The sequence below is a fragment of the Bacillus sp. NEB1478 genome (assembly GCF_031582965.1).
Taxonomy (GTDB): domain Bacteria; phylum Bacillota; class Bacilli; order Bacillales; family Fictibacillaceae; genus Fictibacillus.
Genome location: NZ_CP134049.1, coordinates 3,385,191 through 3,397,467, shown reverse-complemented (window position 1 = coordinate 3,397,467; position 12,277 = coordinate 3,385,191). Strand labels below are relative to the sequence as shown.

The 12,277-nt window shown below is 39.2% G+C and carries 11 protein-coding genes; 6 read left to right on the top strand and 5 right to left on the bottom strand.

Annotation, left to right across the window (positions count from 1 at the left end):
* Positions 1–29 precede the first annotated feature (29 nt).
* The 3 genes from RGB74_RS17215 (at position 30) to RGB74_RS17205 (ending at position 3,655) form a co-directional block, all read left to right on the top strand.
* Entirely contained in the window at positions 30–1,625 is a 1,596-nt protein-coding gene (locus RGB74_RS17215) for an ABC transporter substrate-binding protein (RefSeq protein ID WP_310760493.1), read from the top strand.
* A gap of 100 nt (positions 1,626–1,725) precedes the next feature.
* Positions 1,726–2,730 (top strand): ABC transporter permease, encoded by a 1,005-nt coding sequence (locus tag RGB74_RS17210; RefSeq protein ID WP_310760492.1) that lies wholly within the window; start codon positions 1,726–1,728, stop codon positions 2,728–2,730.
* A 13-nt stretch (positions 2,731–2,743) separates the two neighbouring features.
* Positions 2,744–3,655: an ABC transporter permease gene (locus RGB74_RS17205; protein ID WP_310760491.1), complete on the top strand. Its 912-nt coding sequence runs from the start codon at positions 2,744–2,746 to the stop codon at positions 3,653–3,655.
* Positions 3,656–3,701: 46 nt separating this feature from the next.
* Here RGB74_RS17205 and RGB74_RS17200 read toward each other — a convergent pair whose 3' ends face one another.
* The 3 genes from RGB74_RS17200 to RGB74_RS17190 form a co-directional block, all read right to left on the bottom strand.
* The gene (locus RGB74_RS17200) at positions 3,702–4,745 is read right to left on the bottom strand and encodes a nuclease-related domain-containing protein (protein ID WP_310760490.1); all 1,044 of its coding nucleotides are present in this window, start codon (positions 4,743–4,745) and stop codon (positions 3,702–3,704) included.
* 282 nt (positions 4,746–5,027) lie between these two features.
* The gene (locus tag RGB74_RS17195; RefSeq protein WP_310760489.1) at positions 5,028–6,098 is read right to left on the bottom strand and encodes an FUSC family protein; all 1,071 of its coding nucleotides are present in this window, start codon (positions 6,096–6,098) and stop codon (positions 5,028–5,030) included.
* 204 nt (positions 6,099–6,302) lie between these two features.
* On the bottom strand, positions 6,303–7,589 hold the full coding sequence (locus RGB74_RS17190; RefSeq protein ID WP_310760488.1) for a glutamate-1-semialdehyde 2,1-aminomutase: 1,287 nt from the start codon (positions 7,587–7,589) through the stop codon (positions 6,303–6,305).
* 201 nt (positions 7,590–7,790) lie between these two features.
* Between RGB74_RS17190 and RGB74_RS17185 the strand changes: the two genes are divergently transcribed.
* Genes RGB74_RS17185 through RGB74_RS17175 form a run of 3 tightly spaced genes read left to right on the top strand, consistent with a single transcriptional unit; the run spans position 7,791 to position 10,386 of the window.
* Positions 7,791–8,807, top strand: coding sequence for an ABC transporter ATP-binding protein (locus RGB74_RS17185; RefSeq protein ID WP_310760487.1), 1,017 nt, complete (start codon positions 7,791–7,793; stop codon positions 8,805–8,807).
* Positions 8,800–9,591 (top strand): ABC transporter permease, encoded by a 792-nt coding sequence (locus tag RGB74_RS17180; protein ID WP_310760486.1) that lies wholly within the window; start codon positions 8,800–8,802, stop codon positions 9,589–9,591. The genes RGB74_RS17185 and RGB74_RS17180 overlap by 8 nt, the downstream gene beginning before the upstream one ends.
* A gap of 9 nt (positions 9,592–9,600) precedes the next feature.
* On the top strand, positions 9,601–10,386 hold the full coding sequence (locus tag RGB74_RS17175) for an ABC transporter permease (RefSeq protein ID WP_310762916.1): 786 nt from the start codon (positions 9,601–9,603) through the stop codon (positions 10,384–10,386).
* 39 nt (positions 10,387–10,425) lie between these two features.
* On the opposite strand, the gene RGB74_RS17170 is transcribed toward RGB74_RS17175, so the two are convergent.
* Both RGB74_RS17170 and RGB74_RS17165 read right to left on the bottom strand, forming a co-directional pair.
* Positions 10,426–11,349, bottom strand: coding sequence for an ABC transporter permease (locus RGB74_RS17170; protein ID WP_310760485.1), 924 nt, complete (start codon positions 11,347–11,349; stop codon positions 10,426–10,428).
* Positions 11,339–12,265: an ABC transporter permease subunit gene (locus RGB74_RS17165; RefSeq protein ID WP_310760484.1), complete on the bottom strand. Its 927-nt coding sequence runs from the start codon at positions 12,263–12,265 to the stop codon at positions 11,339–11,341. The genes RGB74_RS17170 and RGB74_RS17165 overlap by 11 nt, the downstream gene beginning before the upstream one ends.
* Between the last annotated feature and the right edge of the window lie 12 nt (positions 12,266–12,277).

Genomic DNA, 12,277 nt, shown 5'->3' with positions numbered 1-12,277 from the left:
CTAAAACAATGAGAACTGGGGGAAAGAAGATGAAGAAAAGTTTATTAACATTATTTGCTTTAATGCTTGCTTTATCTCTTGCTTTAGCTGGATGTAGTTCAAGTAAAAGCGGCAAAGGCGGAGACGAAAAAGCAGATCCAAACAATGTAATGATTTATGGGCGCGGCGGGGATTCAGTTGCACTTGATCCTGCTATTGTTACTGATGGAGAATCTTTCATCGTAACTGAACAAATCTATGAGCCGCTTGTAAACTACGCAAAAGACAGCATGGAAATCGTGCCTGGTCTTGCGAAAAAGTGGGATATCTCAGAAGATGGTTTGACTTACACGTTTGAACTTCAAGAAGGCGTTAAATTCCATGATGGAGAAAAATTCAACGCTGATGCAGTCGTAAAGAACTTTGACCGTTGGGCACAAAGTAAAGATGGGGAAAAATTCGCTTACTACGGTTCTATGTTCGGCGGATTTGAAGGAGACCCAGGTCACGTAATTAAAGATGTGAAAGCTGATGGCGAGAACAAAGTTGTATTCACTTTGAGCAAGCCGCAAGCTCCATTCTTAAAGAACATCGCAATGAGCCCGTTCGCAATCGCGAGCCCGAAATCATTGGATGGTGATAAGTTAAGTAAAAATCCAGTTGGTACTGGACCTTTCAAATTCAAGAGCTGGAAACCAAACGATACAATCGTTTTAGAAAAGAACAGCGATTACTGGGATAAAGATCTTCCTAAGCTTGATGGGGTAACTTTCAAAGTAATTAAAGATAACTCTTCTCGTCTTAATGCTTTAACTAAAGGTGAGATCGATTTAATGGATGGTCTAAATCCATCTGATATGAAATCTGTTTCTGGAAACAACAAGCTTCAATTGTTCGAACGTCCTTCAATGAACGTTGGTTACCTAGGATTTAACGTTGAAAAAGCGCCGTTTGATAAAAAAGAAGTTCGTCAGGCGATCAGCCACTTGATCGACAAGCAAGCGATCATCGACAACTTCTATGAAGGAACTGCAGAGCCGGCTAAAAACCCAATGCCTCCTTCAATCGCTGGATACAATGATGACATTCAAGATTATGGGTATGACGAAGCAAAAGCAAAAGAACTTTTAAAGAGCGTTGGTTTAGAAAAAGGATTTACGATGGATCTATGGGCAATGCCAGTATCACGTCCATACATGCCAAATGGCCAAAAAGTTGCTGAAGCAATCCAGGCAAAACTTGCAAAAGTTAACATCAAGGCTAATATCGTAACGTTTGAGTGGGGTACGTACCTTGAAAAAGTTCAAAAAGGTGAAGCACCAATGTTCATGCTAGGCTGGACTGGTGATAACGGAGATGCGGATAACTTCCTTTATACGCTTCTTGATAAAGACACAATCGACTCTAATAACTACTCTCGTTATGCAAACGAAGATGTTCACAAGCTGCTTCTTGAAGCTCAAACTACAGCTGACGAAGACAAGCGTGCTGAACTTTATAAACAAGCTCAAGTAATCATTCATGAAGACGCACCGTGGGTACCGCTTGTTCACTCTAAGCCACAGTTAGCTGGAGCGAGCAAAATTAAAGGATTTGTTCCACATCCTACAGGTTCTCAGTCTTTCGCGGACACATATTTCGAATAAAAAATGGCGGGGAGTATGGACTTTATAAGCCTGCTCCCCCTTTTTATGTAAACCACATAATCTTACAAACTCGTAATACTTCGAAGAAAGAGGTGACCTTATGTTTGCCTATACCATCAGACGGTTAGCAGCACTTGTCCCAGTACTTTTAGGGATGACATTTATAGTTTTTATGATGATTCGTGCTATCCCGGGGAATCCAGCACAATTAATTTTAGGACAGCAGGCCACAAAAGATGCGGTTGCAGCTTTAACTCATCGACTTGGTTTAGATCAGCCATGGTATACACAATTCATTAATTATTTAAAAGGTCTATTTACTGGAGACCTAGGTATTTCTCTTAAAACGAATATACCGATTTCAGAAGAAGTTTGGCCGTACTTAGCTGCAACTATTGAATTAGCACTTGTGGCGATGATCATCGCTATTGTAATTGGTGTTAATGCGGGTATCGTTTCAGCATGGTTCCAAAACTCTTGGTTCGACTATGTGGCAATGGTAGTTGCACTAATCGGAATATCAATGCCGATTTTCTGGTTAGGTTTGATGGAACAATATGTGTTCTCGATTCATTTTGATCTTCTGCCTACTACAGGGCGGGAAAATATCCGGGTTCCGGTTGATCCCATCACGCACTTATATTTAATTGATACACTGCTGCAAGGCAGAATGGATCAGTTCGCAGATGTAATTCGCCACCTTATTCTCCCAGGTGTTGCACTTGGTACGATTCCAATGGCTATTATCGCGAGAATGACGCGTTCAAGCATGCTTGAAGTGATGCGTTCTGACTATATTCGAACTGCTAGAGCAAAAGGTATGAAAATGTTCTGGGTTGTGTACAAGCACTCATTAAAAAATGCACTTATTCCGGTCGTAACGGTTATTGGATTACAGACAGGCCTTCTATTGGGCGGGGCGATTCTTACGGAAACGATCTTCGGCTGGCCTGGAATTGGAACATACATTTACGATGCTATTTCATATCGGGATTATCCAGTTATTCAGTCCGGAATCCTTGTGGTAGCAACTATATTCGTACTCATTAATCTACTCGTTGACTTGCTGTATGCAGCAATTGATCCGAGAATTAAATTTAAGTAGGAGGGATTAGAGCATGTCAGAACTAGCTAGATCAACACCTCCCGTAGTTCCTCAGCATGTTGTGGTACCAGTAGAAGATAAAGTTGTCTCTCCTTGGAAAGATGCGTGGAGAAGTTTTAAAAAGAATAAAATTGCACTAGTCGGTCTATCGATTGTTGCTATGTTTATATTAATTGCGATTTTGGCACCTGTGCTAGCTCCATATAATTATAGTGACGTTGAATTAGGAGATAAGCATATTGCGCCAAATGCTGCACATTGGTTTGGCACAGATGAGTTTGGCCGTGATATTTTAAGCAGAATTATTTACGGGGCACGAATTTCCTTGTGGGTTGGTTTTTTCTCTGTAGCGGGGTCGGTTATCGTCGGTTCTACACTAGGAATAATAGCAGGGTTTTATGGAAAATGGGTGGATGGCATCATTTCACGCATCTTTGATATTTTGCTTGCTTTCCCAAGTATTTTACTAGCTATCGCAGTTGTATCGGTTCTTGGACCTTCTTTGAAAAATGCGCTTATCGCGATTGCGATTATTAACGTACCGACGTTCGGACGTCTGCTTCGTTCGAGAGTACTTAGCGTAAAAGAAGAAGAGTATATCACTGCTGCGAGAGCAATCGGTATGAGCGATACTCGAATTCTCGTTCATCATATTTTACCGAACAGTCTCGCGCCGATTATTGTTCAAGGAACACTTGCAATTGCAACGGCGATTATTGAAGCAGCAGCTCTTGGATTCCTGGGAATGGGTGCACAGCCGCCTACACCAGAGTGGGGTAAGATGCTTGCTGATTCTAAAGACTTTATCCTTCAAGCGCCTTGGACAGTATTGTTCCCGGGACTTGCGATCATGCTGACCGTACTTGGATTCAACCTGATGGGGGACGGATTGCGGGATGCACTGGATCCACGGATGAAGAGCTAATAAGCGGATAATGAGGATGATGAGGCTTGGCAATGCCAAGCTTTTTTTATTTGTGTATGAAAAGTGGCTCAAGATCATATTGACGTGATTTAGTAGAGCCAGTTGACGGGAGGTTAAGAGCGTAAAGGAGATGATTTGTTTTACTCCTGGAATCCAAGTGTAAGAAATCCCTGCATTCCTGATTTGTGATTATCGGAGAGATTAAGAGAGCGTAATCTTTTAAAGCATTTATATGTGCTGTTTTTGACTTAAAACTGCAAATAGAACACCACCAAGTACCTTTAACATAATTCATTACAGTTTGATCACAACTTGGACAAAGGACACCAGTGATTAATTCATCTTTGGTGATTTGATATTTTTCACATACATCTGGATTATATTCACAATGAAGTTTGTTAAGTAATTTAATGAATTTTTTAGTTTGTTTTGAAGAAAAGATAGGGGTTTCATATAAATGAGTGAATTCTTGAAATTTTTTTTGAAGCACATGACTTTTTATTACTCTTTTGTATGCTTCTATATAAGAAGGAGAAGCTTCTATAATTACATTTGGATTAGTCATTATAACGAGGTGTTCAACGGGGATGGACGGAAACTTATGCTGATGTAAAAGTTGTGAGAGATGGTAATTTTGGCGTTTAACCTGCTCAATAGGATTTGTGAAAGATTGCTGCATTCCATCTAATGTTCGTATCACTTGTGAAAAGCGGTCATCGAAGTAAATGTTGCCACCCCAGTTTTTAATTTCAAGATTCAAAATAAATGAAGGAGTAACTATGAGCGAATCCATTTGAAAGTGATAATCGTCATATTCGATTCTTATCCCGTGTAGAAGCTGAAACTGATCTTTAGGTAAATATCGATAAAAAAAATCTAATGATTGCTCCCCTTTAAATCCAGATTTGTAATTACGTAAATCTTCTAGAATTTCTTGCTTTTTGAGATGAGCTAAAGGCAGTCTATTAGCTAAAGCAGACAATTTAATAATAAATATTGGTGTTTTTCGCTGTTTTTTTATAAAAACATCTCCTTTCGTTTTTAGTTTAACGGTGAACTTAATATTGCTGCATATTTTTATAAAATACAAAAAGGGGTTTGCTCAAAATTGAATGGTAATTAGATTAATCCACCGAGTTTTAACTATAATCCACCGGAAAATTCCAATAATCCACCGACTTTTATTGATAATCCACCGAGTTTTCATAAAATACTCCCGACTCGACACAATCAGACGAAAATCGACATGTCAGGAGCACCATCAAATCGACATGTCAGGAGCACCATTAAATCGACACGAGCAGAGCACCATCAAATCCACACCAAACCAACAACAAAAAACCAGCTATCGTAATTGAAAGCTGGTCTCCGATTATATATCTTCCCTTTGTGGGAGCTGTACTTCGCTGTCGTCTTGGTGATAATTTTTAAAGCTTTCTACTAATCTGTTCAGATGTTCTAACTGATCGCTGTAATCCATAATGAGAGCGAAGACAGGGAACAAACTGATCCACTCTTCATTATCAGGACTGCTGTAATAGTTCATAAAGCATTGCATAAGCGATTTTTTACTGATTTCTTCAGCCATATCGATCGTATGCTGTGCTCTAATTTTATCGGTGTATTTTAATAGCATCTGTTCATGAAAATTAGTTAGTCCGTCGAGTTTGATTTGTATCAGTTCTTGAAGCGGTTCTGGCATGTTGTACAGTTCATTTTCATGACGGTGCAGACTTTTCAATAATTCCAGTGCTTTGTTGGTTGTATGAATCATCTGGCGGTAAAGCACAAGCTTTCTCGTTTTTGAATATTTGTTGCTTCTGAAATACGTGCGCTCTTCCTTATAAAGGAGGTAATATTGATCCATTTTAAAGCGGTTTTCTTTAAAAAGGTTCAAATCCTCTTTAATTGCGATATGTTCTGAAGCATGTCTCGTAATCATGCGGATCCATTTAATAATCTCATCAGTATGACCTGAGATTTTATAATAAAGCTTAGTTTCATACTTTGGCGGCATGAATACTAAGTTAACGATGAACGCTGAGAATACACCGAGCATAACCAGCAGAAAACGGTCGACAGCAAATCCGATAAAGTTCTCTGAATGACTTTCCATAATAACAATTACTGTTACGATCGAAAGCGGAATCGTTTTCTCGATCTTCATTTTTAAATGGGCTGCGATGACAAGCACGACTACAAAACCGATAACGAATGGGTTGTTGCCAAGTAATAATACGAAAATGATAGCAAAAGCAGCACCAACCATGTTACCTTGAATTTGTTCCAAAATCGTTTGATACGACCTGTAGATAGAAGGCTGTATCGCAAATGTTGCAGCGATTGCCGCATACACTGGCTGATTGTAATGAAACATCATCGCCAAATAGATGGCTAAAGATATAGCTAGACCCGTTTTAATCATTCGGGCTCCTAATTTCATAACTTAGATAATTCCTTTCTGAATAAGAAAATGTTAATAATCTCAAACACTATATACTGTTTCTTTTGTTTTTTCAAGTACAGATTTGTGAAATTTACACTTTCATACGTTATGAATAACAAGCGAGTTTTGTTACTAGTTTTTCCCTTAAAATTAAAAAAGAATCCGTATTATAACGGATCCCTTTTTGATTCTATCTTGAAATTATAAACGGCTGAAGGCTTTGCCTGCTGCTTCAATCGTTGCCAGAACGTCTTCTTCTGTATGAGCAGTTGTTAAGAACATAGCTTCGTACTTGGATGGTGCAAGGTTGATTCCTTCATTAAGCATTTGTTTAAAATACCTGCCGAACGTTTCACCGTCAGTTGCTTCAGCTTGTACATAGTTCTCAATTTTTTCGTCTGTAAAATAAAGTGTTAATGCTCCTTTGAGGCGGTTGATGCTAACTGGAACATCATATTTCGCAGCTTGTTCAGCTAACCCTTTTTCTAAGATTGCACCTAAGCGGTCCATTTCCTCGTAAACACCTTCTTGCTGCAAAACTTCTAAACAAGCAATTCCAGCTGAGATCGATGCTGGATTTCCTGCCATCGTACCTGCCTGATAAGCAGGGCCTAATGGGGCAACTTTTTCCATGATCTCTTTTTTGCCGCCATATGCACCAATCGGGAGTCCGCCGCCGATTATTTTTCCGAGGGCTGTCATGTCTGGTTTAACACCGAGCAAGTCCTGGGCTCCGCCGTACATGAAACGGAATGCTGTGATTACTTCATCATAGATTACAAGTGCACCGTGTTCATGAGTAATATCATTGATAGCTTGCAGAAATCCTTCTTTCGGTTCGACGATTCCGAAGTTTCCAACGATTGGCTCTACTAAAACAGCTGCAATCTGATCTCCCCATTTTTCCATGGCTGATCGATATGCTTCAACATCATTAAAAGGTACTGTGATCACTTCTTGTGCGATGCTTTTCGGAACACCTGCTGAATCAGGAGTACCTAAAGTAGAAGGGCCAGACCCGGCAGCTACTAAAACCAAGTCAGAGTGGCCGTGATAGCAGCCGGCAAATTTGATGATTTTATCGCGGCCTGTATAGGCACGTGCGACACGAATTGTTGTCATAACAGCTTCCGTTCCTGAATTCACAAAACGGACTTTATCCATTGCAGGCATAGCTTCTTTTAGCATTTTAGCAAATTTGACCTCAAGAGAAGTCGGTGTACCATAAAGAATTCCGTTTTCGGCTGCCTTCGTGATCGCTTTTGTAATGTGCGGGTGGGCATGTCCCGTGATGATTGGCCCATATGCAGCAAGGTAATCGATGTATCGGTTGCCGTCTTCATCCCAAAAATAAGCACCTTTTGCACGCTCCATGAAAACAGGTGCACCGCCTCCAACGGCTTTAAATGAACGGGATGGACTGTTAACACCTCCGACAATATGTAAAAGAGCTTCTTCATAAAGTGCTTCCGACCGTGTTTGTTTCATATATGTATTCCTCCTTATTCACGATTAAACAATATCAAATAGTATTGTAGCATGAATAATCCAAGGAAACAGGGATGGGAAACTGTACCACAAATTATTAACTATTTGAGTTTTGGAGAGGTGATAGGATAAACTATGCTAGTCCCTTATTTCTTTTTTTACTTAAATAGGAATTATGTTTTCAATTTGGAGGCTTCATATATGGAAAATATTATAGATGTTCAAAATTTAAAAAAGGAATTTAAATCGTATTCCAGCCGGGAGGGTTTAAAAGGTGCCTTCCGAGATCTTTTTACACGGAACTACACGATAAAAACAGCGGTTGATGACATCTCTTTCTCAATTAAGAAAGGAGAGATGGTCGGTTACATCGGTGAAAACGGAGCTGGAAAGTCTACTTCGATTAAAATGCTGACAGGTATCTTAACACCTACAGACGGCAAGGTTGTCGTAAACGGAATGAATCCCCATAAAGAACGTGAAAAGTTTGTAAAAACCATTGGGGTTGTGTTCGGTCAGCGATCACAGCTTTGGTGGGATATTGCTGTTCAAGAATCGTTCAGACTTTTAAAGAAGATTTATAATGTTTCGGATGAGCAATATGCAGAGCACATGAATGATGTGATCGAAACGCTCGACATCGGACCACTGCTCGATAAACCCGTGAGAAAATTATCGCTCGGACAAAGAATGCGCTGTGAACTGGCTGCAGCACTTATTCATAATCCGTCACTATTATTTTTGGATGAACCGACAATTGGACTTGATGTACTCGTCAAGCTTAAGATTCGAGAGTTTTTAAAGAAAATAAACCAAAAATACGGAACTACCATTCTCTTAACGACACATGACCTCTCAGATATTGAGGCACTTTGTGAGAGGGTCGTTATGCTAGACGAAGGAAAAATCATCTATGATGGACCATTAAAGGAACTTCGTGAAAATTGGGCAGAAGGTAAACAAATTCAGTTTCAATTCAGTGAAAAAGCAACAATCGAAGAGTTGCAGAGCTTAACAAAAGATCATCTTGTTGTATGGGAAAAGGGAACAAGTGAACTTGTTTGGGTAGCATCAGTCGATAGTGATGAAACAGTAATCTCAGGTGTCATCGGAAAAGTTACCGCTGCTAAAAAAATTGCTGATTTGAAGATTCTAGAGATCTCGACTGAAGAAATTATCCGTAACATTTATGTTGAAGGTGCTGTGCGTCATGGGTAAGTATATTGAAATGATCCGGATTCGCTTTTTAATGATGCTTGCTTATCGAACAAACTACTACAGCGGTATTTTGATCTACAGCATCAACATCGGAGCTTATTATTTTTTGTGGAGTGCCATATACGGAGGCAAAGAAAATATTCAAGGTCTTTCCATTACACAGATGACAACTTATCTTGCTGTCGCTTGGATGGCCCGCGCATTTTATTTTAACAACATCGACCGTGAAATTGCGATGGAGATAAAGGAAGGAAAAGTAGCCGTTGAAATGGTCCGTCCGTATCCTTACTTAAATATGAAGATGATGCAAGGACTGGGCGAGGGGATTTTCCGTATCTTGTTCTTTTCCGTTCCGGGGATGGTCATCGTAACGCTCGTTTTTCCTGTCGATTTATCAGCTCATGCAGCAACTTGGCTCTTATTTTTTTTGTCTCTCGTATTTAGTTTTATCATCAATACACAAATTAACTTGCTCGCAGGAATTGCAACATTCTTCTTATTTAATAACGACGGATTGATTCGGGCAAAGCGGGTAGTCATCGATCTTTTTTCAGGATTGATACTGCCGATCAGCTTTTATCCGATGTGGGCACAAGACATCATGAGTTATCTCCCGTTTCAAGGGATCAGTTATATTCCGAGTATGATCTTTACTGAAGGTTTTAAAGGAAATGAAGTTTTACAAGCGCTAACTACTCAAGTAATGTGGTCGCTTTTATTAATTCTTCCTATATATGTGCTGTGGACAATAGCGAAACGGCAACTCGTGGTACAAGGAGGATAGAATCTAATGATGGATAATGTTTCAGTTTTTTTTCAATATGCAGGACAATATTTAAAAACAAGATTTAGCTACCGTGCGGATATGGTGGTCGAAATATTTTCTGATTTTCTTTTTCAAGCCGTTAACCTCGTTTTCATTCTTGTGGTCTTCGGACATACATCATTACTGGCTGGATGGAGTAAGGATGAGATGATTTTCATATACGGATTCTTCCTCGTGCCTTTTGCGATCTTCTCTTCTTTCTTTAACATCTGGGATTTTACAGATCGATACATTGTAAAAGGTGAGCTGGATCGAATATTGACTCGTCCCGTTCACAGTCTTTTTCAAATCGTGTTAGAACGGATGGAGCTGGAATCCCTTTTTGGTGTGGTAACAGGTTTGATTGTGATGTTTTATGCAGGAGGAAATTTAGGACTCGACATGAGCTGGTATGATCCGTTTATATTTATCCTCCTCGTTTTAGGCGGTGCACTCGTTTATGCAGGAATTTTCATCAGCCTTGCTACCATCGGTTTTTGGTCAGATTCGAAAACAGATATTATGCCGATGATGTACAATATCGGAAACTATGGACGATATCCGGTTGATATTTATAACAGTGTTATTAAATATATTCTAACTTGGATTTTGCCGTTTGCATTTGTTGGAGTATATCCTGCATCTTACTTTCTGGGGCGTGAAAACTGGTATGTGTATGCATTCTTAACTCCAGTTGTAGGGCTTGTCTTTTTCACGATTGCGGTAGTTCTTTGGAACATCGGAGTTACGAAATACAGAGGTGCAGGAAACTAAGAATAAAACCGTTCCCCAAATCAATTGGAGAGCGGTTTTTTATTGCGGCAACGTTCGTTTTGCTGAATTTTTCTCTAAGTTTTTAGCCATGGAGTTTACAAAAAGAATCAATAGAGCATAAGCCAGAACGGGAACCAGCACCACGAAAGGCTCCAACATGAGTTCGCGATGGTTCATACTGATCAATCCTGTCCATTCGTTGGAAGGTGTCGTGTAGCTGCTAAACTGATCATGTTCCTGTCCAGATGTAATTTTTACTCCGCCAATAAATACATGATACAAACTTAAATGAAGCATTAACGTTAGAACAGTTGTAAATTGCCTTCCTGATAAGACAAAGAGACGCGGCACTAAGTGAGGTAAGATGTGCCGAATTGTAATTTGAAATGCCGAAGCTCCCATGTGTTTTGAGCAAATTACGTATTCTGTATGAGATAAAGTTTCGCTCGTATCAGTAATTATTTTCGTGAGTGGAAAAATGCCTGCACCTATTAAGACGATTAACTGAATGATTAATGTTTCAGAATATGTGTAATGGGATTCAGCTCTCAGTTCATAAATGAGCAACGGAGAAAGAACGAGCAAGGAAAAGAGAGATTGAGGAATATATTGAAAGCCTTGCATCAATCCGTTAAACCAGCTGTTCATAAAGATTCGTTTCAAAAACAGGCCAAACAATAAGGAGATTAGGATTCTTGCAAATGTAATGATGAAGGCAAAAATAATCGTATACTTTGAACCTTCGATCAATGCGTATAATAAATCCTTTCCATTTCTGTCTGTTCCGAGCCAATGATCAAAAGAAGGTGAATACGGAGGCATTTCTAGATGCCGTTCATCTGTATTATATTGAAAAAGATTGATTGCCGGTTCAGAAGATACTAATGGCAGCAGAAAACTTGCTAAAAGAAGGACGAGCAAAAACATGGCTCCAATATGAAATCCCCTGATTTTATGCAGCATTTGCAAACTTCTCCTTCCGAACAAACATATTGATACATTTAATTGTCCCTGCAAGAGGAATAGTAATAAGGAGAAGAATCATGGCTCTTGTTTCAGCTGGCTGTTCACTCAACAAAATTCTAATAACGCCGTTCATATTAAATAAGTACTCTACAACCACCATTTGACTAAAAAGCAGGAGCATGATGAATGGCAGGTGTACAGTTAATTCTCGAACCGTGTTTTTCGTGATGTGTTGAAAGATTACTTTTGATTTTGAGAGACCTTTAGATTTTGCAAAAGTAACGTAATCCTTCTCCATTTCTTGTTGAGAAAGTAAAAGCTGGAATCGGAACAAGTAGATGCCTGGCACTATGCTCATAGTGAAAGCCGGTAGTAAGAATGGAGGCTGTTCACTCGTTGTAAACGGGTTTGCCGCTAACCAGCCCGTTTGTCTATAAATCCAGACGACCGCTAACTGTACACAGAAAACAAAAAATAAATCGGGTAATGCTTCAAGTAAATCACTGATCCAAAGTGCAGCCTTTTTTAATGGAGATGGAAGGAGCTCAATTATCCAACCAAAAAGGACAACTGAGAGGAACGTGATAGCAAAACTAGCAAGTAATAGGCAAAGAATATAAAAAACCATATCCAAAATTTCAGGAAATAAAGGTCTTTCACTTATTTGATTTAAAAATACAACAGAACGATTTATAGGCATTTTAGCAAAAGCGAGTGTTTGAGAGTGCGTATATAAAGTCAGTGAATTAGGATTTAGAAGATTCACCATTACTTCAGAAACAGTATTTATATAATGTGAAATGCTAAATTTTACATAATCTTCTCCAACGAAAAAAGAGGGAGTTGAAGAAAGCAATATGATGCTAATGCCAAGTAAAAGGATCTGTTTGAGTGAAAAAATGAATTTTCTCATATAAAAAACCCC

Bases quoted from the DNA above. Each gene is read 5' to 3' on its own strand.
- RGB74_RS17215 (WP_310760493.1), top strand. From the start codon at position 30: ATGAAGAAAAGTTTATTAACATTATTTGCTTTAATGCTTGCTTTATCT.
- RGB74_RS17210 (WP_310760492.1), top strand. From the start codon at position 1,726: ATGTTTGCCTATACCATCAGACGGTTAGCAGCACTTGTCCCAGTACTT.
- RGB74_RS17205 (WP_310760491.1), top strand. From the start codon at position 2,744: ATGTCAGAACTAGCTAGATCAACACCTCCCGTAGTTCCTCAGCATGTT.
- RGB74_RS17195 (WP_310760489.1), bottom strand. From the start codon at position 6,098: ATGAAATTAGGAGCCCGAATGATTAAAACGGGTCTAGCTATATCTTTA.
- RGB74_RS17190 (WP_310760488.1), bottom strand. From the start codon at position 7,589: ATGAAACAAACACGGTCGGAAGCACTTTATGAAGAAGCTCTTTTACAT.
- RGB74_RS17185 (WP_310760487.1), top strand. From the start codon at position 7,791: ATGGAAAATATTATAGATGTTCAAAATTTAAAAAAGGAATTTAAATCG.
- RGB74_RS17180 (WP_310760486.1), top strand. From the start codon at position 8,800: ATGGGTAAGTATATTGAAATGATCCGGATTCGCTTTTTAATGATGCTT.
- RGB74_RS17175 (WP_310762916.1), top strand. From the start codon at position 9,601: ATGGATAATGTTTCAGTTTTTTTTCAATATGCAGGACAATATTTAAAA.
- RGB74_RS17170 (WP_310760485.1), bottom strand. From the start codon at position 11,349: ATGCTGCATAAAATCAGGGGATTTCATATTGGAGCCATGTTTTTGCTC.
- RGB74_RS17165 (WP_310760484.1), bottom strand. From the start codon at position 12,265: ATGAGAAAATTCATTTTTTCACTCAAACAGATCCTTTTACTTGGCATT.